The 23079-nt window shown below is 34.7% G+C and carries 19 protein-coding genes and 1 pseudogene; 8 read left to right on the forward strand and 12 right to left on the reverse strand.

All coding sequences use genetic code 11. The features are described 5' to 3' along the window. Positions 1-3: 3 nt before the first annotated feature. Both GQ45_RS05250 and GQ45_RS05255 read right to left on the reverse strand, forming a co-directional pair. Positions 4-1068: a VOC family protein gene (locus GQ45_RS05250; protein ID WP_047415721.1), complete on the reverse strand. Its 1065-nt coding sequence runs from the start codon at positions 1066-1068 to the stop codon at positions 4-6. 2 nt (positions 1069-1070) lie between these two features. Beyond that, complete coding sequence (locus GQ45_RS05255; RefSeq protein ID WP_047415724.1) at positions 1071-1781, reverse strand: TIGR04283 family arsenosugar biosynthesis glycosyltransferase; 711 nt, start codon at positions 1779-1781, stop codon at positions 1071-1073. 187 nt (positions 1782-1968) lie between these two features. Here GQ45_RS05255 and GQ45_RS05260 point away from each other — a divergent pair, with 187 nt between their 5' ends. Further along, positions 1969-2757, forward strand: a complete 789-nt coding sequence (locus GQ45_RS05260; RefSeq protein ID WP_081980880.1) for a DUF547 domain-containing protein — start codon at positions 1969-1971, stop codon at positions 2755-2757. Positions 2758-3208: 451 nt separating this feature from the next. Here the strand turns inward: GQ45_RS05260 and GQ45_RS05265 are convergent, their stop codons facing one another. The 3 genes and pseudogenes from GQ45_RS05265 to GQ45_RS18215 form a co-directional block, all read right to left on the reverse strand. Continuing rightward, the gene (locus GQ45_RS05265) at positions 3209-5437 is read right to left on the reverse strand and encodes a TonB-dependent receptor domain-containing protein (RefSeq protein ID WP_047415726.1); all 2229 of its coding nucleotides are present in this window, start codon (positions 5435-5437) and stop codon (positions 3209-3211) included. Between the two features lie 55 nt (positions 5438-5492). Continuing rightward, positions 5493-6770: a CDC27 family protein gene (locus tag GQ45_RS05270; protein ID WP_047420068.1), complete on the reverse strand. Its 1278-nt coding sequence runs from the start codon at positions 6768-6770 to the stop codon at positions 5493-5495. An 82-nt stretch (positions 6771-6852) separates the two neighbouring features. Further along, positions 6853-8235 (reverse strand): annotated as a pseudogene (locus tag GQ45_RS18215) (DUF4331 family protein). Between the two features lie 182 nt (positions 8236-8417). Between GQ45_RS18215 and GQ45_RS05285 the strand changes: the two are divergent. Continuing rightward, positions 8418-9602, forward strand: coding sequence for an LETM1-related biofilm-associated protein (locus tag GQ45_RS05285; RefSeq protein ID WP_047415732.1), 1185 nt, complete (start codon positions 8418-8420; stop codon positions 9600-9602). A 94-nt stretch (positions 9603-9696) separates the two neighbouring features. Here the strand turns inward: GQ45_RS05285 and GQ45_RS05290 are convergent, their stop codons facing one another. From GQ45_RS05290 to GQ45_RS05310, 5 genes are all read right to left on the reverse strand, one after another. Beyond that, positions 9697-10452 carry a LytTR family DNA-binding domain-containing protein gene (locus GQ45_RS05290; RefSeq protein ID WP_047415735.1) on the reverse strand — a complete coding sequence of 252 codons (756 nt, stop codon included), beginning with the start codon at positions 10450-10452 and terminating at the stop codon, positions 9697-9699. 199 nt (positions 10453-10651) lie between these two features. Then, positions 10652-10972 carry a 2TM domain-containing protein gene (locus tag GQ45_RS05295; RefSeq protein ID WP_047415738.1) on the reverse strand — a complete coding sequence of 107 codons (321 nt, stop codon included), beginning with the start codon at positions 10970-10972 and terminating at the stop codon, positions 10652-10654. A 6-nt stretch (positions 10973-10978) separates the two neighbouring features. After that, positions 10979-11305 (reverse strand): 2TM domain-containing protein, encoded by a 327-nt coding sequence (locus GQ45_RS05300; protein WP_047415741.1) that lies wholly within the window; start codon positions 11303-11305, stop codon positions 10979-10981. Positions 11306-11366: 61 nt separating this feature from the next. Next, positions 11367-11669, reverse strand: a complete 303-nt coding sequence (locus tag GQ45_RS05305) for a 2TM domain-containing protein (RefSeq protein ID WP_047415744.1) — start codon at positions 11667-11669, stop codon at positions 11367-11369. 126 nt (positions 11670-11795) lie between these two features. Next, a complete protein-coding gene (locus GQ45_RS05310; RefSeq protein ID WP_047415747.1) occupies positions 11796-13127 on the reverse strand; it encodes a 2TM domain-containing protein in 1332 nt (443 codons plus the stop codon). A gap of 734 nt (positions 13128-13861) precedes the next feature. Here GQ45_RS05310 and GQ45_RS05315 point away from each other — a divergent pair. From GQ45_RS05315 to GQ45_RS05330, 4 genes are all read left to right on the forward strand, one after another. After that, positions 13862-16408: a DPP IV N-terminal domain-containing protein gene (locus GQ45_RS05315; protein WP_047415750.1), complete on the forward strand. Its 2547-nt coding sequence runs from the start codon at positions 13862-13864 to the stop codon at positions 16406-16408. Positions 16409-16566: 158 nt separating this feature from the next. Further along, the gene (locus GQ45_RS05320; protein WP_047415753.1) at positions 16567-18114 is read left to right on the forward strand and encodes an NAD(P)/FAD-dependent oxidoreductase; all 1548 of its coding nucleotides are present in this window, start codon (positions 16567-16569) and stop codon (positions 18112-18114) included. 311 nt (positions 18115-18425) lie between these two features. Next, positions 18426-19154 carry a 23S rRNA pseudouridine(2604) synthase RluF gene (rluF, locus tag GQ45_RS05325; RefSeq protein WP_047415755.1) on the forward strand — a complete coding sequence of 243 codons (729 nt, stop codon included), beginning with the start codon at positions 18426-18428 and terminating at the stop codon, positions 19152-19154. A 305-nt stretch (positions 19155-19459) separates the two neighbouring features. Then, positions 19460-20713: a DEAD/DEAH box helicase gene (locus tag GQ45_RS05330; protein WP_047415756.1), complete on the forward strand. Its 1254-nt coding sequence runs from the start codon at positions 19460-19462 to the stop codon at positions 20711-20713. 184 nt (positions 20714-20897) lie between these two features. Here GQ45_RS05330 and GQ45_RS05335 read toward each other — a convergent pair whose 3' ends face one another. Next, positions 20898-21230, reverse strand: a complete 333-nt coding sequence (locus GQ45_RS05335) for a single-stranded DNA-binding protein (RefSeq protein WP_047415758.1) — start codon at positions 21228-21230, stop codon at positions 20898-20900. Between the two features lie 87 nt (positions 21231-21317). Between GQ45_RS05335 and GQ45_RS05340 the strand changes: the two genes are divergently transcribed. Beyond that, the gene (locus GQ45_RS05340) at positions 21318-21785 is read left to right on the forward strand and encodes a hypothetical protein (protein WP_047415760.1); all 468 of its coding nucleotides are present in this window, start codon (positions 21318-21320) and stop codon (positions 21783-21785) included. A 213-nt stretch (positions 21786-21998) separates the two neighbouring features. On the opposite strand, the gene GQ45_RS05345 is transcribed toward GQ45_RS05340, so the two are convergent. After that, the gene (locus GQ45_RS05345; protein WP_047415763.1) at positions 21999-22331 is read right to left on the reverse strand and encodes a single-stranded DNA-binding protein; all 333 of its coding nucleotides are present in this window, start codon (positions 22329-22331) and stop codon (positions 21999-22001) included. Between the two features lie 380 nt (positions 22332-22711). Between GQ45_RS05345 and GQ45_RS05350 the strand changes: the two genes are divergently transcribed. After that, positions 22712-23062 (forward strand): hypothetical protein, encoded by a 351-nt coding sequence (locus GQ45_RS05350; RefSeq protein ID WP_047415766.1) that lies wholly within the window; start codon positions 22712-22714, stop codon positions 23060-23062. The last annotated feature ends 17 nt before the right edge of the window (positions 23063-23079 follow it).

Here is a 23079-nt window from a genome sequence, read left to right on the forward strand (position 1 = left end):
AGCTTATAAATCCTTTTTGACGCGGTGAATTTTCATGGCTTTGATCATCCATTTCGGCAATGGGTTTGTAGGGTTTCGTTTTTTTAAATCGATGTAAATACCCCACTTTTTAAAAATAGGTACTTTATGTGTTTCTACCATTTCTATTAAAGTCCCATCAGGATCTTCTAAATAACCAAACTGGCCGGCAGCATCTCCCATATCAAAACTGTCTGTACTATCAACTGTAAATGAAAAGTTGTGTAGTGCAGCCTCTTCTTTAAAGGCGGTCATACCATGTATATCAAAACACAAATGGATATACCCGACATCACCCCATAACCTGTCTTTATAGATTTTCAAAGGTGTACGATTTAATACCTGTATTAATTCAATTTCTGAACTTCCTAACAATTCACCGAAGCCGCCAACGGCTCTTTTTGAATGTCTTAGAATCACTCTATGAAATGTGTTTTTTCCTCCGGGTAAATTCTCAAAATCCTTAAAAACTCCTTTCTCATCGAAATACACGATATCATATCCCAATAATTGTTGGTAAAATTTAATTGAAATAGCCATATTCGAAACACCAATAACAGCTCCCATAACTCCGCCACTTAGAGATTTGGTACTCGTATATTGCTCTTCGTGCTCTACAAGTTGCACTAAATTATGCCATGGGTCAGCACAAAAAAAATGAGATCTTAGCGTATCGATGGATTCTAGTTCACCTAAAATTGAAAGCTGTAACTTTTGAAAAATAGTGTGATTTTCTTTAATTTTAGTACTGCGGACTTTCATTATATTGATGCCTAAATCACCTAATAAAAGTTTTTCTTTGGATATTTTAGGCACCCTATCTTTGAATTGCCAAATTTCTAAGCCGCCGCCGCCCTTCAGATTTAAGGCTAGCAATGCAATTCTTTTATAGCTAATATTATCTGTATATCGCGTCATCAAGGCAGCTTCTGCCTCATCTTCAAATACAAGGATATCAAATCCCAAAAAAGTGCGATACCAGTTAAAAACATCTTTGGCATTTACCACACCTATACCCATTTGTTGAATACCGTTAATTATTTTATCCATAGCTATTGTTTGTTGGTATAGGGTATTTTAAGTAATTTATGATGTAGCGATTTTAATTTTTCGGGAGGATAGCCGTACTTAAACAAGAGAACGAGCAATAAATTAGAGGCATTCACTTTTAGATAAGAATTCGTTTCGTATTTCCGAGCCGATACAATTAAATCATTTTTGATAATGGTATAGTTGACCCTATTTTTTTTCATTCGCTTAAAAAACTCAAAATCTTCCATGATGACTTGTTGTTCATTAAACTTACCTAAGTCTGTAAAAACAGTTTTTTTTATAAACAAACATTGGTCACCACCCCCCGTAAATAAGCTATCTTTAGCCGTAAATGAAGCGTTTATGCGCAAGAGAAAATTTTCTTTATCAAACTTATACGAAAAAAACCCAGCTTCATACCTAGCCTTAAATGCCTGTTGAATATCCACAATAAAATTCTTAGGTGGCTTTACATCGGCATGTAAAAAAACCAAATAATCACCTTTCGCTTGTGCTGTTCCACAGTTCATTTGTATAGCTCTTCCACTTTGCTCACAGGTAACAATTGTCGTAGTTAACGAACACGGAATTTGAACACTATTGTCGCTATTTGTTGCCGATAATACAACAATAATTTCGACTGCCTTTTCTTTTGTTATGTGCTCTAAATAAGGTATTAAATATTTAAGATTGGCTTCTTCGTTATGTGCTGGAATTATAATAGAAATCATAAATTTGTTCAACTGTGGTTTAAGAATTAAAGCTATTTATTTATGTGTTAAAGCCTCGTTATTTCATATCATTTACGTAGATTTAACCAAATTGGTTTTATAAAATTTTAGCAGCACTTTTGTAAAATGTTAGGAAGATCAATTTACCTAAGTACTACAGTTCATCTAAATATATATATAATTACTCATGTCGAAATTAGCCATTAAACTACTAGTATACACCATTATCTTTTTTTTTATAAACCATAATGTTACCGGACAGAATAGCGAAAATACCCCGATAAAACTTACGAAACAATCTGAACAATTTTTAAAAAATATAAAGTCAGGAAAAAGCACCTCAGAATTTAGAACTCAACTTGCCACTACTTCTATTGAAACATTAGAAAAAAGTCTAGTCACTGATTTAGAAAAATTAGCTTTTTGGGTGAATATTTATAACGGATATATTCAAATAGTTTTAGCTGAAAATCCTGATTTATATAATGATAGAGGATCATTTTTTAAGAAAAAACAAATCCCAATTGCAGGTGACACTGTATCCTTTGAAAAAATAGAGCACGGTATTATTCGCAAATCACAATGGCCTTTAGGTTTGGGATATGTTAGAAAGTGGTTTCCTAATGCATTAGAACGAAAATTAAGAGTCGAGAACCGAGATTATCGCATACATTTTGCCTTAAATTGTGGCGCCAAAGACTGTCCACCAGTAGCGATTTATGAAGCTGATAAGCTTGATGCACAGTTTAATAAAGGAACAGAAAAGTATTTAAAAGACACATCGATCTACGAAAAAGATAATAAAAAGGTCATTATCACCCCTTTATTTAGTTGGTTTAGAGGTGATTTTGGTGGTAAAAAAGAAGTGAAGCGTATTTTAAAAGAATTTAAAATTATCCCTGCAACCGAAAAAATCGAAATAGATTATAAAAACTATGATTGGACTTTAGATTTAGATAATTGGACAGAATTATAAATTATAGGACCTAAAATGTTGTGCAAGGTCACAAATCCTTTTATTCTTAGCATACCTAAAACTTCGAAAAAATCCGCATTCTAGGCCAGACCATTTAAGAACAGACATATAAAAACAAGTATTTCTAATTAATATTCTTTAGATATGCTTCTAGAATTGAGCATTCCTTTTTTTATTTCATTGCTTAGTTCTCTATTTGCCAAATATATTTTCACTGCCACGGATAGCATAAAGAAAAACCAAAATCCTAAAAAAAAATATTCCATAACGTATTCATTAATTGCAGTTTACACCTTATACCAGCGCTACAACTGCTGTTCAATAATACATACGATGCTCCCTATTTGAAGGTTTTACCTGTTGGCTTGTTTTCTATACTATTCAACTAAAAAAGCATCGTAGTATCCCGACTACGATGCTTTTGACCTAAAAACAAAACAAAATAATTCGCTTAGAATGTAAAACTCAGATTCGCTTTAATAAATAACGGTGTACCTGGAATAAAATGAATCTCTTCGACCGAATTGGCTTCATTTGCTAATCGCGATTCGGTTGCAAATTGCGTTTCATTCCATTCCGTATCAAATAAATTCTCTATGGACATACCTATATTTAAATTTTTTGAGATTTGATAATTCGCATTTAAATCGGTTACAAAATACCCTTCTGCAATGATAGAATTATCTTCGTTTGCTGGTCTATCATCAATAAATCGATAACGCAAGCCTCCTGAAAATCTTCCTAAATCAAGCACACTGAAACCCCCTGCCATAGTAAAATTGGGAGCCAATGGAATATAATCGTTTCCGCTTGCCTCCTCGAGGCTCCTCGCCTTGGTGAGAGTAGCATCGGTATTAAAAAACAACCAGTCAGTTAGCTGATAGCGCAGGCCTAAATCTAAGCCAAAACGCTCTGTTTTACCACTGGGTTCTACAATACCTGCATCACCGACATATACAAATTCTTGTTCTAAATATAAGTACCAGGCGGCAGCATTTACTAATAGTTTTGAAAACGGTCTCCAAATAGTCCCTAAATCTGACCCATAAGCAGCCGGTAAAATGTCTTCTCCTGTTTGCGCCACAATGACCCGGGTATCGTTTGAATGGAAACCAATTCCTGATTTTAAAAAGAATTGTAAATCTTCATTTTCACGATATAAAAAATTTAGTTTAGGTGAAAAAGCAGTTTTAGATGCCAATAAATTGGTGTATGCCGTTTGCAATTCATCTACATAATTAAAGTTAAAGTTATCCACGCGTAGGCCAGGAATAATTGACCATTTATTGCTCTTATAATCAAGACTTGCATAAGCAAAACTATTCGTTTCTTTAACATCCCCTAGCTGTATGGTATTTAAAGTCTGACTGCGATTTAAGGTATTTGAAAGTTCTACATCATTTACATTATCGGTTCTAAAACCCACTCCTGCTTTTAAAACAGCATCGCCCTTTTTCCAGTTTAAGTTTTTGTAAAGTTCAGATTTGAATCCAAAAATATTTCGGTCTTCCTGCTGTTTTATTTGATCTCCGTTTACAGGATCTTCTAAGAAAAAAGTAAAATTAGAGTACAATAAAAATTTGTAATTGGTATAAAACACATTAGACTTTACAAAGGTATTTTCATCTATCACTTTTAATACTTCTGCGTTCAGATTGGTGCGTTCTGTGGTACCTCCTTCGGTATCATCAATGGCTCCAAATCTTGAGATAAGTCCGCTATCTACAGCCCGCTGAGGAATTTGACCAGAAGCATCCCAAGTACTCGTAAAATGAGATGCACTTAACGAAAAGGTACTCCCATCTTTAAATCTGGTGTTGTATTTACTAAAAACATTTAACCTTGAAAAATTTTGAGGTGTTTCGAAAGCACCATCAAACTGCATATACTCTGTGGCTACAAAGGCATTGCTGTTTTCTGTTTTTAATAGATTAAACATCCCTAAAGTTCTATTCCAGCCAAAATCACCATACTCTAGCTTTAATAGGTTGTTGGGCAACATATCTTTCGTCTCAAATGCCACATAGGCTGCGGTTGAAAAATTACCAGCATGGGCATAATAAGGACCTTTTCCAAAATCAATATTATCCATAGTTTCTGGGATTAAAAAATGTAAATCAGCATAGCCTTGACCATGCGCATGAGAAACCATATTTACAGGCATGCCGTCTACAGAAATAGCAATATCAGTTCCATGATCAATATCAAAACCTCTTAAAAATAATTGTTCTGCTTTACCTCCACCGGCATGTTGACCGATAATTAAGCCTGGAACTTTTTGCAGTAATTCCTGTGAAGAACGTACCGGGGTAGTTTTTAAATCGATATCAGAAATAACATTTAATCCGTTTAAGTTAGGGCGAATAACAACCTCATCTAATTCTAAAGACTGTTCGTTTAATAGTAAGGTAATTCGTTTTAAAAAATCTTCCTTAGAAATTATAAAATTTAATTTTTCATAGCCTAATGCTCCTATGCGCAAGGTATCTCCTAGGCTATTTTCATCTAACTTAAAAAAACCTAATTCATTGGTATGTGTATGCTTTTCCGAATTTAAATTTAAAATATAGGCGCCCTCTATCGGTTTATTTTGCTGATTTACTAATTTACCTTTTAACTCCTGAGAAAAGCCAGAACTAAAGCAAAACAAAAAGCCTATAAGTATATTGATTATTTTCATAATGATGGTTTATAAAGAAACTTTTGAATTAAAAAAATGCAACTGTCTTAAAAAGTTATAAAGCTTCAATTTTGGGTTTCATGAATGGACCCAATTCATAAATAGCTTCTGATAATTCTTGCTTTAGAACTTTTACCTGAGTATTTTTTCCATTTACTTTATAAATTTCTGCTGCTGTATATAAAATGGCAGGTTCAAAAGTTTTTCCTTCAATATAATTTTGAACAATATCTAATGCCTTTTCTTTATCACCCAACTTTAAATAGCTGGCTGCTAAAAAGTGATAGGCTTCTGGTGTTGGTCTATTTGCAACTTCACGTTCAGCGAGTACTAAAGCCTTGTCAAGCTGTTCTGTTTTATTTAAAAATAAATCAATGTTATAGGCATTGTACATATCTCCGTATTTTGGATTTTTCACCGAAGCAAAATAGGTATCTAAATGCATAAAAGATTCTTTTTCATTACCCATAAACTCTGCTATTTCAGCTTTCAATAGGTAGTAATCAGGTGCTTTGTAGTTTTTGGTCACCGCCTCTAAAATTCGCAAGGCTTCCTTTGGGTTTTGTTCGTGAGAAAAAACAATCCAAGCAATACCCTTTTTTGCATAGGCGTTTTGAGGATCTAAATGCAGCGCTTTTAAATATAAGTCGTAGGATTTTTTGATATTCCCGTCATGGCCATAATAATCTGCTAAATTGGTATAGGCCCACAACGTTAAGGCTTCATTTTTCGTGTTTTCAGCTTTTTTGGTAGCCTGCTCCATATAATTGATGGTAGAGGATAAATCTCCTTTATAATCATTCCATTTTGCAGCGCGAATTAAAAAATCAAAATTATTTAAGTCAGTAATACTGTCTAAATAGTTTTTTGCAAGAGGATAGTTTCCCAATTCCATATGCACATCAAACAATAGACTTTGGGTTTCTAAGCGTCCCCCTCCTATTTTTTGGGCCGTTTCAGCCTGTACAAGTGCCTCTTTAAACCTATGCTGCGAAATATAATTTCTTGCTAGGGCTCTTCTATACCCAGCTCTGCCCACCGCGGCAATTTCTACTGCTTTTTCTAAGGCCTTTTCCGCTTTTTTTAAATATTCGATGTCACCTGTTGCCTTAAAATAGCTGTCATACTGCCCAGCAACAATACCAAAACTGGTGAGTTGAATACTATCGGGTTGAATTTTTGAGTTCCACAAATCAAAATATTTTGAAGAAGTTTCTGGAGCTGCTGAATTTAAGTACTGATGATAGTCATCAGCATGTGTAATTTTATTTTTTGTTTCAGATTGACAAGAAAACAATATAGTAAATAGGGATATATAGAGTATCTGTTTCATAATGAAATTATTTTGTTTTAGGGTTTGTTTTAAAAATATGGGAGGATAACTTGTATCCTCCCAATTCTCCTTCATAGCATCCTTATTCTGGGTTGCCCAAGTAAGGAAAGGTAGTTGTGGGGTTGGCTGTGATACCAACGCCGTCTGATGTTAGTCTGGGTAAATTAGGCATTCCATCGCCGTCGGTATCTTGACCGCTAAAACGATTACCTTCCATACCACCAAATAATAGTATTAAAGAAACATCGATTACATCATCTTGAATCATTCTTCCTGTTAATGCCACTTCATCGCCATCTGGCACTAAAATTCTTCCGTCCATATCCGCATCAGTTCCTGGATTAAAATATGTTGTTGGTAAATTTGGAGCTACTTCTAAAACATCAGCAGCCAAATAGCCTGTTAAACTTGCAGCATCCAAGCCCAAAATGTTATTCTCGTAGTTAACCGCTGCAGGATCTGCTCCTAAAATATTGGCATACACATCATGATAAGCTTCTAATCTTGCTTCAAATCCAGCTTGAAAAGTTGCCGCCATATTAGCTGGAAGGGTTCTGTTGTGCAAATCTTTAGTGGCATCATCAGCACTTAAAACTGTATTGATTCCTGGTCGACCCATGTGATCTACCTGTGAATAGGTACCTGAAAAATCGGCCTTAGGATCTGGCATTTGCATCGTATCATTGTCATCATTATCGCATGAGACAAAAGAAATTGCTGCTACGTATAGCATGGCGTATAGTACATTTGAAAGTTTCATAAATTCTTGTTTTTAAATAATTAATTATTGTTTTCTGTTTGATGTTACCCATGTTTTGTAAACCTCTAATCCCAAAGCATTGGTCGCTGTAGTTGCTCCTAATAAACTATTAGGTAATTCAATAACAACAGACATGGTATTGGCGCCGTCAAAAGTATCTACAGCTTCATTAGCCGCTTTAAAGCCGTTTGGCGCTGTTCCTCCGATAACCGCGTTAAACTGAAAGAAGTCAAAGAAAAATGCGTCTTGGCGTGGTCCCGCGAATAACTTAACACCACTTGCGGTTGTTGTTACTTTAGCACTTGCCTCTGAAATTTCAACACTACCTAAAGGAGCATCAACCCATACTTGACTATCCAAACCTTTTTGCGCAGGAGCAACTGGTCCAAAGAAGTACATAACACCATCTCTAGGAATCGCTTGGATCACCAAATCTTCTACTAAATCACCGTCGGTATCAATGTTAATTTCGGTAAGAACGTCTTCATCAAAAGTACCATACGCTAAATCTGGTAATACATTAGACTGTAAGTCCACAATAAAAACAGTGTTATCTGAACCTGTTGTTGGCTCAAAAGCATAAAAATCTGCAATATCTGCGGAAGTTCCTCTAGATGATGGAGCGTCGATATGATCGGCGGCTACCAAAACAATAGTTGCAACTGCACAAATGGCAAGTCCTAAATAAATTTTTGTTTTTTTCATAATTGAAAGTTTTTAGATTATAAATTCAACAACACTTACGAGGGAATTAAAAGTAGGTTTGTTTTTAAGTGTTAAAATTTTGTTAAGATCAAAAAAGCAGGCTCTGCGGTTCTGAATTTTAAAAAAGAATAGTAGTTACTTTTGGCAATTGTAGTAATTTCGCATTTTAAACAGCAATAGTAATGAACCCTTCATCAAACGGTTGGATTGATAAGTTTGGATATTTAGTAAAAGATTATCAAAGTCTGTATGATAATTTTGATGAACTCTATACACATTTAAAGGAGTTAGGATTTATTTATGGTATTAATATTAAGATACCTGAATTTATTCATCCCGAACACCCCTTGTCCGAAGATGAAAAGGCTAAGATTAATTTATTAACAGGCCTTTACTTTACCTATAAAAACAAAACAGGAACAACTGATTTTTCAAAATTTCTAGAAGCTATTTTTGAATTCTACACACAATTAGGAATTGGTAAAATATCATTACTTCAAAAAATACTAAACGGAAAGAAGACATCATCTCAACTTGAAAAACTGATAGAATCTCGTGTTTATTTAGATGACAATGTCATTAGCAAAACCTTCAATAGCATTATTACCAACTCCTTACTATGTATTGATGTGTTAACATTTAAGAGTTATTTAGACGAAAAAAATGATATTAAAGCCCATGCAAAGGAGCTAGAATACATTACCATTAACATGACCTATCATGCCTTAAATTCAAAAAAAAAGAATAAAAAGGATGAAAAATTAGCACAGCTATTTGCTTCTTCTTTGACTTTTGTAGATAGTGCAATTAATAATTTTGACGATACGTATAGACAAAAGTTAACCACCAAATTTGTACCCTATGAAAATAATTATTTTCTAGATGTTGCTTGCTTAACCGTATGGGAAGATCAGTCCTTAGACTATAAGGAATCTAAGTTCATTTTTGGTGTCGGAAAAGACCTTGGAGTAGCCCCAGAAAAAGTATTAAAAGCCATAGAAGACGTTGCCGTTTTTTTTGAAAAAAATTCAGCTCAAGTTCCACATTTAAAAGACAAAAATTTAGCTGTTCAGTTTTACGATAGTATGTCGAGAATCGTAAATAAATTAATTTTAAGAAATAGCAAAAGGCTTCAAAAAGAGCTTTCAGAAAGTAAAGAGTTAGTGGCACTTTTATCTAAATCAACAGTCAAAGATTTAAGTGCTGAAGAGAAGAAAAAAGTACAGAATCAATTGCTCGATATTTTCAAAAGTATCCCTTCCTTAGCGATTTTTATATTGCCAGGTGGTGCTGTATTATTACCTATTTTTATAAAATTAATTCCTAAATTGCTCCCCTCATCTTTTGATGACAATCGTATTGAATAAAAACTTAAAACCATATAAAAAACCCACTATAAAGAAAACTTATAGTGGGTTTTTTACTTATTTAAAATGTATTAAATCAGGGTTTTAAAACTACTTACTCTAACCACAACTTAAAGTCTTTTACACGCTCTCGACTAACGATGATTTCTTGCTCATTAAACTTTATTAATTTAATCTGAAGCCTTGAATTGGTGTAGGAGACCATATCTTTTATGTAGTTGACGTTCACATAAAATTTACGACTCACTCTAAAAAATAATTTGGGATCTAAATCATCTTCTAAGTTTTCTAAGGTGGTTTCTAAAAGGTAATTTCTACCGTCAGAAGTCGCTGCATAGGTTCCTTTGTTTTCACTGTAAAAACATTCTACTTCGTCGGCATTTATGATTTTTAGGTGCTGCCCTATTTTGGTGGTAAAACGCTTTTTAAATTCTCGCTCAACAGGGTTCACTAATAGCCTTTTTATATCGTCAAAATCAATAGCTAATTTTTGCTTTTTGGGCGCTAAAGATTGGTATTTTTTAACGGCAGATTTTAGCTCATCTTCGTCAATGGGTTTTAACAAATAATCGATGCTATTTAGCTTAAACGCTTGTAGGGCATATTCGTCAAAAGCAGTGGTAAAAATGATAGCACTTTTAACCTCAACAACATCAAAAATTTCAAATGAAAGTCCGTCTGAAAGTTGGATATCTAAAAAAATTAAATCCGGGTGTTCGTTATTTTGAAACCAATTCACAGCTTCTTCAACCGAATGTAAAAGCACAGAAACCTCAACACCTATTTCATTCAACAATCTACTTAATCTTCTGGCTGAAGGTTTCTCATCTTCAATGATAATGGTTTTCATGTTTTTGATATTTGGTGTTGGTTTCTAGTTTTAGATTTAAAGTTTTTTGGTAAACCTTAAGTACCACTTATTCGATTTTAAAAGATTTGTAATTCTAGTTTCCCAAGACGTACACTTATTTTTACTCAGCAAATTTTGAACTTAAACTTGCGCTTGAACTTTGTTGTATTCTTAACTTAAATACATTTTTATATTATCCTTACTCACGCATATACTTTTCTAGCTGCTTATGTTCCCATTTTTTAACAAAAGAGGGTTTTGAGCCAAAAACAACTATCGCATGAACCAATAAACCTATCCCCCAAATAATTGGTGTACCAAAAACATTCCAGTTTATCCAATGTAAAAAATCTGGGTTCCCAATGGCTTCTTTGCTTATCAAAGTAAAAATAATCTTTTCTTTAAATATAATAAGGGTAAGATTGATGATGATATAAACTACCAGATGGTTATAAAATCCCTTTAGGTTAGCTACCTTTAATTTTGCTCTTTCGAATTTTGAATTTTGATTGTTTTTCATGGTTTTCTATTTAAACTTTTCAATATCAACTTTATCTTGATCCACATACTTTTTTATTTGGCGTGCTTCCCACTCTTTGCTAAAAAAAGGATTTACCCTACTTATTTTCAAACCATGAACCAACAGCCCAATTCCCCAAAAAAATGGCGTAATGAAGGTTGAAAAATCGAAGAATGCTTGTGCAAACGATTCCCCATTTTCTATATTATTCATAATTTTTATCAGTATCAGTAACGTATTGATAATAACATATACCGCTGCATGAATATAAAACCCCCTTAATTGGGCGATACGTGCTTTAGCCCTTTCTAATTTTAAATGTTCATTTCTCATCGTATGATTTCATTAAGTTACTTGACATTAGATCATAAAACATTTGACTTTAGGGTTTTTATTACTCCCATCTTGTTTTTTGTTCCTCATCTTTCATATATTCTTTTATTTTTCGCTCTTCCCAATTTTTTCCGAAAACCGAATCATATCCAAAAATTTTTATAGCCTTGATTATAGTTCCTATAGATACGCCAAAAACAACCCATAAAAACCATGGATAACGCCATTCATTCGTGTAATAATTTATAGCACCTGTAAGTACTATCACAAATAAATTGCCCAATAATGAACTGTAAAACTTTTTTAGGGTTGCTACGCGTTCTTTTGCCTTGAAATATTTGTCTTCTGGTTGAATATTATACATGATTTTTATATTTGTTTATTTTATTTGAATCAATCAAAGATCTAGTAATCTTCATTGAAACCTAAATACGATATACTGAATTGTTGATTTATTGGTTTGAGTTGTAAAACCCTTGGAATAACTCCCCTAAAACGAATCATCATCCATGTATTCACGCATTTTACGAGCTTCCCAGTTCTTTCCAAATAAGGGGTTGTAGCCAAAAGCTTCCATACCGTGAGCGGCCAGTCCAAATCCCCATCCTAAGGCTGGAAAAATAGCCCAAGGAAAACTTGTGGTATTGTAGTTGATGATGATTAGAAAAGGTATGACAATACAATATGCCAATAAGTTGCCATAAAAGCCTTTAATATTTTCAACTTTTTCTTTTGCTTTCTCGTAGCGTTTATCTTCTAAATATACTTTTTGTGTTTCCATACTTGAAATTTGTTTTGTGAGTATCGGTAATTCTACTCTGAATTCCGATGCTGATTTAATGATATTTACTTTTTTATCTGAAAGTATCCCATACCGCTCTTGAATATTCTTTAAACCCACTCCTGTGCTCTTTTTTACGACTGATTTTTCTTGTAAATTATTACTAATGACCAGCCTGCCGTTTTTTTCAAAAACCTTAATATGTAATGGTTTATGCGGCGAAACCACATTGTGTTTTACGGCATTTTCTAACAATAACTGCAAAGATAAAGGCACTATTCTAGCTTCTAGATTCGTGGTTTGTTCAGGGATTTCAAAAACTATACTGTCCTCAAACCGCATTTGCAATAGACGCACATAGGTTTTTGCAAATTGCAGTTCTTCATCAACAGAAACCAAATCTTTATTCTTTTGTTCTAATACATAGCGATATACTTTTGAGAGGGAAGTGGTAAACTTTTGTGCCTGTTTAGGGTCCTCTTCAATTAAACTTGTCAATACATTTAAACTATTGAATAAAAAATGCGGATCTAACTGATTTTTTAAAGCATCGAATTTGGCCGAAGCAGTACCTGCAATTATTTTTTGCTCGGTTACCTTTTTTTGCTGACTAGCTCTATAAAAATAAATAGCGTGAAAAAAAACCGAGACGACCATTGTAATCAAAAGTGATACCGCGTAAAAAGTGGGGTTTTCAGAGTTAATAAAACCTACCCAATCTTTATTACCTAATACTACTTCCATAAAAAATCGGATTAAAAAAACACCGGCCATAGTAAGAACTACACTTCCTAAAGCGCCAATCAGCAACCTATACTTTCCGTACTTTTTCCAAACCACTTTATGATTCAAATGATCGAAAAAAGAAACATTTATAAGCGTAAGTACACAGGCATAAAGCATATAAAGCCCTAGGTTTTGAAAGAAAATAGTGTCTAAACTCAGGGTTCTACCGCCAAGAACACTCAATCCAATATCAATAAATGCAATTACCAAACCAACGATAAGGCCTATTAGGATGGTTTTTCTTAAATTCTTCATTTTAAATTTTTTCAGCGAACTTGTCTACTTCTTACTATTTTTCTTTAAAGATATTAAAAAGTGACTTGTTGGATCTTTATTTTTAAAGCACATAACGCTCTTATTTTGAATGACCACAAATTTGAAGGCTTTTGCAGTTAAAGCAAACTAAGGAGTGCTGAATTGTAGTATTAACAGGCTGAATTGTCACAAACTACCTTATGCCCCTGTGGAAAAGGTAAGAAACTCAAGACCACTGCACTAAAAGAAACATGAAATAGGTTTTTTAACCTGATTCTAGATCTCTTATTCTTTTATGAGCAGGATGCTAATGCACTACTAGAAAGTGAAAATCAGTGAACTAAATGAATTAAAATCTCATGGTATAGCCGTTCGATTCATTTTAGCATATGATTAGAACGTTTCGGCTTCAGGTTTCCTTAAAAGAGGAATCAACCTAAATTTTTTTTAGTGAAAGGCTGCAAAGTATTTATGTTTAGTAGAACAGAATAATACCGTAAAGGTATTGGCTCAATCGAATACACCGGCAAACTTGGTAGGTATACCTTGAATTAAAGCTTAAATAAAACTTAGTATTTTTAACTTTTTAAACACTCCTTCTATTAAAATCGCTTTTTGGATTAAACCTTTGATAGGTTTCGTTAGTCTAATGTTAAATATTTACCAATTTTATAATATTCAAAGTACTTTAGTGCCAACAATAACCAAAGACTCATTAAACCCTTACACAACGCATGCAAAAATTTACACTCCTACTCATTTTAAGTTTATCCTTTAGTTTCATCAACGCACAAAACAAGGATAAGGAAAATCAAACGCCAACTCCAAATTATAGAGCTGCTGCTAAATACTCACCGACCAATTTAGGAAAGTTAGTGCATTCAACTTCAGTCAACCCTCATTGGTTAAAAAATGGCAATCGCTTTTGGTATCAATACAAAACCACTGATGGCTCTAAATACTATATAGTGGATGCCGACAATCGCAGTAAAAGAGAACTTTTTGATAACGAAAAAATGGCTAAGTGGTTAACCGAGATGACTAAAGATCCCTATGATGCCAAACATTTGCCTAAGTTCGATTTTGAATTCGTAAAAAACGAAACTGCGATACGCTTTTACGTCACATCTACTGAAAAAGTTGATGAAGAGAAAAAAGACGAAGACACAAAAACTGAAAATAGTATAGAAAAAGATTCTACAAAAACGGTCGACAAGAAAAAAGAAAAAACTAAAAAGGCTAAACAGGTCAATAAGGTTTATCATTTTGAGTATGTTCTAGGTAGTAATACTTTAACCCTTATTAGCAACAAAAAGAAAGGTGATGAAGACTGGAAAAAATGGGCCAATATTGCACCAGACAGTTCTATCGTATTATTCTCCAAGAACTACAATATGTATTGGATGGATAAAGAAAATTTCCTAAAAGCCGTAAAAAACGAAAAGGATTCTACTATCGTGGAAAACCAATGGACCACTGATGGAGAGGAAAATTATGATTTTGGCGGAAGTACTCGTGGTGAAAACAATGAAACGAAACTAAAGAATAAAGACAATCGAAAATCTGTTCGTGGCCTTTGGTCTCACGATTCCAAAAAATTTGTATTTGAAAGAACGGATTCTAGACACATTAATGATCTTTGGGTTATTAACACGACCTCTAGCAAGCGACCAACCCTTGAGACTTATAAATACCATATGCCAGGTGAAGATGAGTTTTACAAAGCGGAGCTTCATGTGTTCGATATCCCTACAAAAAGTAAAATTCAGGTACAATTAGACACTGTAAAACAGCAGAGCATTCAAGTATACCGTGAACCTACAAAAAAATCAAATGAGGATGATGACTTCAGACCGTCCTTACTTTTATCTAAAAAAGGTAAAATTTATTACAGTACCATAAGCAGAGACCGCAAAAAGCTCGATATATGTGTTGCGGATATCAACACGGGGGAAACCAAAGTATTGATTGAAGAGCGTTTTAACACCTATATTGAAGCACGGCCTTTAGTCCTATTTAATAACGAAACTGAAATGCTACATTGGGCAGAACGTTCGGGATGGGCACACTACTATTTATATGACATTGAAGGTAATTTAAAAAACGCCATTACTTCTGGATCCTATCATGTAGAAAGCGCGGTTGGCGTAGATGAAAAAAATAGAAAATTATACTTTACAGCACATGGTATTCCCAATGACCAAGATCCTTATTACGAACATATGTATAGTATTAACTTAAATGGTTCTGGATTAAAAGCATTAAATCCTGGAGATTATAACACGAGCACCGACATGGGTGATGCTAATGCCTTTTTTGTAAATAACTATTCTAGAGTAAATACTGTACCTAAATCAGAATTAAGATCAAGTTCTGGAAACCTGATCATGGTATTAGAAGAGGCTGATTTATCGCAATTGATGGCTACAGGGTATCAGTTTCCTGAAACTTTTAAAATGAAAGCCGATGATGGAATTACAGATATTTATGGTGTCATGTACAAACCATTCGATTTTGATGAAACCAAATCTTATCCTTTATTAGAATACGTGTATCCTGGACCCCAAACTGAAGCTGTAAATAAGTCCTTTTCCTTGGGTATGGATCGTTTAGATCGTATGGCCCAAGTTGGATTTATTGTAGTAACTATGGGAAATCGCGGTGGGCATCCTGACCGTTCTAAGTGGTATCATAATTATGGGTATGGTAATTTAAGAGATTATGGTTTAGCAGACAAAAGACATGTGGCAGAACAACTTGCCGATAAACATCCCTTTATAGATATTGAAAAAGTGGGTATTTATGGTCACTCCGGTGGAGGTTTTATGTCTACAGCAGCCATGCTGGTGTATCCAGATTTCTTTAAAGCTGCGGTATCTTCTGCTGGTAACCATGATAACAATATTTACAATAGCTGGTGGAGTGAAACGCACCATGGTGTTCAAGAAGAAATGGATGATGACGGTAACGTAAAATACAAATACCTGATAGACGACAACCAATCTTTAGCCAAAAACTTAAAGGGAAATTTAATGCTCATCACTGGTGATATAGATAATAACGTTCACCCAGGAGGCACTATTAGAATGGCCAATGAGTTAATTAAAGCCAACAAGCGCTTTGATTTTATGCTTATGCCAGGTCAACGTCATGGTTTTGGCAACATGACAGAGTATTCATTTTGGCTACGTGCTGATCATTTTAGCAAACACTTTCTAGGTGTAGAAGCTACAGCTATCGATATCAGTGAAATCAATAGAGATCAGCCCAAATCTAAATAACAAAACATGAAAAGGAACCACGTTTTAAAACGTGGTTTTTTTTTGGAATTCTCTATACGTATCACACTCTAAAAAATATACAGTACATAAGTTATAAAAAATGAATACTGTGTTGTGGTTTGATATGCTGTTTGGTAAATTTCAACTAATTTTGCAGCATGATTAGAACGTTTCAGCTTCGAGTTTCATTAAAAGAAGAATCGCAAGAAGGGATTCTTAGCACCAAGGCTGCTAAATATTTAGGGGTAGCTGAAAAAGATATTACCGTTAAAGTATTGCGTAAATCTATTGATGCGCGTAAACCGAGTATCTATTTTAATTATAAGCTAGAAGTTTATCTCAGAGAAAAACCTTCTGAGAAGCCTGATTATTCTTTTGATTACAAAGATGTCTCTAAAGCGAAAGAAATTCATATTATTGGTTTTGGTCCTGCAGGAATGTGGGCGGCGCTGCGTTGCTTAGAATTAGGTTTTAAACCCATCGTATTAGAACGTGGTAAAAATGTACAAGAAAGACGAAGAGATATAAAAGCTATTAACCAAGACCATATTGTAGGCGAAGATTCTAATTACTGCTATGGCGAAGGTGGAGCGGGTACCTATTCCGATGGAAAATTATACACCCGAAGTATTAAACGTGGCGATGTACGTCGAATTTTCGAAAGCTTAGTGCATCACGGAGCTACCGATCAGATTTTGATTGATGCGCATCCGCATATTGGCACCAATAAGCTCCCAAAAATAGTGGAGAATATTCGAGAAACTATTTTGAAATTTGGTGGCGAAATTCATTTTAATACCCGAGTGGTAGATTTCACGATTCAAAATAATGCCATCAAAGCCATACAACTGCAAAATGGTCAAGAAATGCCCGTTACTAAAGTAATTTTGGCTACCGGACACTCCGCCAGAGATATCTATTATCTATTGCATAAAAAAGAAATTGCTTTAGAAGCTAAGTCATTCGCCATGGGTGTTCGTGTAGAGCATCCACAACATATTATCGATAGTATTCAATACCATTGCTCAGGCGAGCGTAACGAGCTTTTACCAGCAGCCTCTTACAGCTTGGTAGAACAGGTTAAAAATAGAGGTGTATATTCATTTTGCATGTGCCCGGGTGGCTTTATTGTTCCTGCCGCGACCTCTCCAGGAGAAGTAGTTGTTAATGGTATGTCGCCCTCTAAAAGAAATAACTTATTTGCTAATTCGGGCATTGTAGTAGAAATAAATGCCAATGAAGATTTAAAAAAATACGAAGCGCATGGCGTTTTAAAAGGTTTAGCTTTTCAAAAAGATTTAGAACGATTGGCTTTTACCGCCGGGGGAAGAACTCAAACAGCACCAGCCCAACGTTTAACTGATTTTGTAGAAGGCAAATTATCCAATGATCTTAACCCCTGCTCCTACCAACCAGGTTTAAAATCAGTTCCCTTACATTCTCTCTTACCCAAATTTATAGGAAGTAGATTACGGGGTGGATTTGCAGCTTTTGGCGAGAAAATGAAAGGATACTATACGGCTGAAGCAAACGTGATAGGCGTAGAATCAAGAACCTCTTCCCCTGTCAATATCCCAAGAAAGGAAAACTTAGAACATCCAGAGATTTCAGGACTCTTCCCATGTGGCGAAGGTGGCGGCTATGCAGGTGGCATTGTTTCGGCAGCTATGGACGGAGAACGTTGTGCAGAAGCGGCTTGTGTTTAATGAAATTAAAAATTAGATGGTTAAAAATGACCTTAGAACTAGCAGTAACTTCAATTCATTCTAGAAATAATCGATCTTAACCGACACTCATTAGTTCAATTTTTACGACTATTTTTGAACTTACGCTTTTTCAATCAGCGCAGCCGAAGTTTGAGCTTGAACTTTTTTTTCAGTATGACCTGAACCTCCTAGTTACATTTTACATTAGTAATCCTATTCAAATCAATAAATTATCAAATCAAACACAATGTTACCTGAAACAATTGGTACATTGGTACATTATTTTAATTTTGCAATAGAGTAAACTATAGATGAAAGACGAACAAGCAACCCGAATTAATAAATACCTAAGCGAAGTTGGTTATTGCTCGCGTAGAGCGGCCGATAAATTAATCGAGCAAGGCAGGGTTACGGTAAATGGTGCTGTTCCTGAAATGGGGACTAAAATTACCCCTGCAGATGAAATTCGCGTTAATGGTGAATTGGTTGGGAAGCCTAAAGAAAAATTCACCTACCTCGCTTTTAATAAACCCGTAGGAATTGTTTGTACTACTGATACCGGTGTAGAAAAGGATAATATCATTGACTTTATTAACTATCCCAAACGTATTTTCCCCATAGGACGACTTGATAAACCCAGTGAAGGCTTAATTTTTATGACCGATGATGGCGATATTGTCAATAAAATATTAAGAGCTAGAAACAACCACGAGAAAGAATATATTGTTGCAGTAAACAAGCCTGTTACCTCAGATTTTCTAAGAAAAATGAGTGTCGGAGTTCCTATTTTAGATACAGTTACAAAACCATGTAAGGTGACTAAAATTGATAAATACACCTTCAGTATTATTTTAACTCAAGGTCTAAACCGCCAAATTCGTAGAATGTGTGAGCATTTAGAATATCGGGTAAAGCGATTACAACGTGTGCGAATTATGAATATTGATCTCGATGTAGAAGTGGGTAAATGGCGCCATTTAACCGATGCTGAGTTATCCGAAATTAATCGGCTAGTGGCTGATTCTGAGAAAACGGTTTAGTGCTTAAAAACAAACACTAAGCTGAATCGCCAAGTAATTTATTTTGAATACTTACTTTACAATAGCCAAGTTTGTTCACCTTAAGTGCCTCGCTTAACTATTCGTACTCAAAAAATCTATGTAGTGTCAGGATGTAAGAAGTATAGGCTTCTTTTCTGTGTTTTTATGGCTAAGGTTTTATTTATTTACTCCTTAGCTTTTTAATTCCTCAACGACAGTATCAACCAACTATTTCACTAGCCCCATACCCGACTACCGTACTGTTTAACTATTTCACTACCTTTGCAAAATATTTATAAAACTACATGACATTTAAAGAGTTAGGAATTGCAGCTCCTATTTTAAAAGCGCTAGAACTACAAGGGTACGAAAACCCAACTCCCATTCAAGAACAAGCAATTCCTATTTTACTTAAAGGCAAAGACCTATTGGGTGTTGCACAAACCGGTACAGGAAAAACGGCAGCCTTTGGGATTCCCATATTACATCATATTTATCAGAACAATAGCGGACTCGGAAAGCGAAAAATAAAAGCTTTGGTGGTTACACCAACGCGTGAATTGGCCATACAAATTGGTGAGAGTTTCACGGCTTATGGCAAGTTTACAGGTATAAAAAATACTGTGATTTTTGGTGGTGTAAAACAAGGCAAACAAACCGATGAATTGCGAAAAGGCGTGGAGATTTTGGTGGCTACGCCGGGTAGACTTTTAGACTTGATGAATCAAGGCTTTATTTCACTTCGTGATTTAGAATTTGTGGTGCTCGACGAGGCAGATCAAATGCTCGATATGGGCTTTATTCACGATGTAAAAAAAATTATTGCGAAACTACCTCCAAAACGGCAATCGCTTTTCTTTTCGGCAACCATGCCTAAAACCATCGTAGAACTTTCACAGAAAATTCTGGGCGATTTTGAACAGGTCACCATTAAACCGCAACAAGCGACGGCAGAAAAAGTCACGCAAGGTATTTATTTTGTAGCCAAAGGCGACAAGGTAAAATTGTTAGTGCATTTAATCGAAGAAAAACAAACCAAAGCGGTGTTGGTTTTTTCAAGAACAAAGCATGGTGCCAATAAAATTGTAAAGTTGCTGGATAAGGCTGAAATAAATGCGGCCGCTATCCATGGCAACAAATCGCAAACGGCACGACAAAATGCTTTGAACGATTTTAAAGACGGAAAATTAACGGTTTTAGTAGCTACTGATATTGCAGCACGTGGCATTGATATAGACGAGTTGTCTTTAGTGGTAAATTACGATTTGCCAAATGTACCTGAAACCTACGTACACCGAATTGGCCGAACAGGTCGGGCAGATGCTAGTGGTGTTGCCTTATCGTTTTGTGATGGAGAAGAACGACCCTATTTAAAGGATATTCAAAAGTTGATAAAACAAACCATTCCTGTCATATCAGACCATCCGTATGTAGATGACGGTTCTAAGAAAGGAGAACCTGATGAAGATAGGAGGCCTAGACAACAAAACAACCGACCTAAAAATCAAAATAACCGAAACCCGAGAAGTAAAAATCGCAATCGGAACCCTAGGAATTAAGGGTGAAAAGTAAATAGTGTTCAGTTTGCCCTAATAGGGAAACAAAAAAAGAAATAGAAGTTTTAAAATTATTTTTTTTAACTGCCAACTGCCTCTGTTTACTGATTACTTATCCCCATATGATTAAAAAAACGAAAGAAGCCTCACTTTACAGCGAGGCTTCTTTTTTACAATGTATTCAAGTTTATTTCCCAAGCATCATGAGCTTATTGCATTTTATTTCGGTGATGTAGCGCTTCTCCCCTTCTTTGGTTTCATAAGAGCGGTGTACCAATTTACCTTCGATGGCTATTTGCTTTTCTTTGGTTAAATAGTTTTCTACAATTTCGGCGGTTTTTCCCCAAGCAACAATATTGTGCCATTGGGTGCCTTCTACTTTTTCACCTTGTGCGTTTTTGTAGCTTTCGCTTGTTGCAATTGAAAATTTAGCAAGTTTACTTCCACCATCAAGATTTACAATTTCTGGGTCGTTACCCAAGTTTCCAATCAACTGTACTGAATTTGTATGTGCGTTCATAATTTTTAAAATAAACCAACTGCAATAAAGAAACAACAAGACCGTTTTTGAATGATATTTAAATTTAATAACCCTAAATCTTAATCCATGAAAATTAAAATGTTTTTCCCGAATTTTTTATTAGTATTATTTATTGCAAGTTTTGCTTTGTCATGTTCAAATGATGATCAAAAAGATGTGGAACCAACAATTTCTGCAGATGAAATCGCTAGAATAAACGAGCTTGTTGCAGCAGATTTAATGGTACAATTTAAAGTAGCCGATCCCAGTTATAGCAAGGAGGTTAAATTTACGTCAACAGCAGTTGAAATAATTGATGGCGAATACTTTTTGGTTTCAACATCATCAGAATTGAAGACTACAACTTTACTAAAAGTTGTTGAAACAACACAAGAAAATAAGCTTGCATTGTCATTAGTAGACGCCGGTGTTTCTTGCACGTCGAAAGTTTGTATTAGCGGTCTTGGATGTACTCCTAATAGTAGTAATTTATCTTGTAGAGAATGTCCAGGTGGCGACTGTGCAAGAACTATAACTTTGGATGTAGACCTATAAGTAGTAATTTACCTTGTAGAGAATGTCCAGGTGGCGACTGCGCAAGAACTGTAACTTTGGATTAGTGATTTTACTTAGAAAAACGATATTCAGAAATAAAAAACTTGGTTTTTATATTTCCTTAAAGTCTACATAGAAATAGGGATTCTTTCAAACAAACATAAAAACGGTTCAGGTATATACCTGAACCGTTTTTGCTTTTGATGAAAAATATTATTTCCCAAGCATCATGAGCTCGTTGCATTTTATTTCGGTGATGTAGCGCTTCTCCCCTTCTTTGGTTTCATAAGAGCGGTGTACCAATTTACCTTCGATGGCTACTTGCTTTCCTTTGGTTAAATAGTTTTCTACAATTTCGGCGGTTTTTCCCCAGGCCACAATATTATGCCACTGGGTGTCTTCTACTTTTTCACCTTGTGCGTTTTTGTAACTATCACTGGTAGCGATAGAGAATTTGGCCAATTTTGCGCCACCTTCCAAGTTTACAATTTCTGGGTCGTTACCCAAGTTTCCAATCAACTGTACTGAATTTCTAAGTGCGTTCATAATTTTAATTTTACGTTATAACAGTTCATACTATCGCAACACTATTGTTTCGACACTGCAAACATAAAACGACATTTCAATGGCACACGGTTCGGAAATAGTTACTTACGTTTACAAACGTTTGTAGTCGTTTGTAAAATATCATATACTTATAAATCAATATTTTACATAGAGTTCAAGCGCCATGAATTATTTTTAATTCGTCCTTTTATTATTTCCGTTTTGAAAAAGTAATAGGGTATCTATACACATTTATAAGAACTACTAAACCTGTTAAGTCATCAATTTTTAAAAAATTTCTCAAAATTGGGAGGCGAATAAACCAAAAAAAAACTTAAAGTTTTTATTTATCTTAAGGTATTTTCTATTTTTACCGTACCATGGAGAAAGGCAAGCACATCACTAGCAAGAAGCAAGTACGGCAAAAAGCCGTATCGCTTTTGTTATTTGTACTATTCTTATTTCCAAATGCTATTCAATTTGCACATGCTTTTGATGGCCACAAACACACGACCTGCAAAGAGGTAAATACGCATTATCATGAAACGCTTATTGATTGTGAAATTTGTGATTTTCACTTTGTTCCGTTGACCTATGAAATTTATGACTATCCAGATTTTTTAGTTTCCACTATTCCTACTGCTTCTAAAAAGCACTTTACAACTTTATTATATACTCCTTTTCATACCACCAATACCCAATTAAGAGCACCTCCTTATTTTCTTGTTTAGTTTAAAACTAAGTATTC

The organism is Cellulophaga sp. Hel_I_12 (genome assembly GCF_000799565.1).
Lineage (GTDB): Bacteria > Bacteroidota > Bacteroidia > Flavobacteriales > Flavobacteriaceae > Cellulophaga.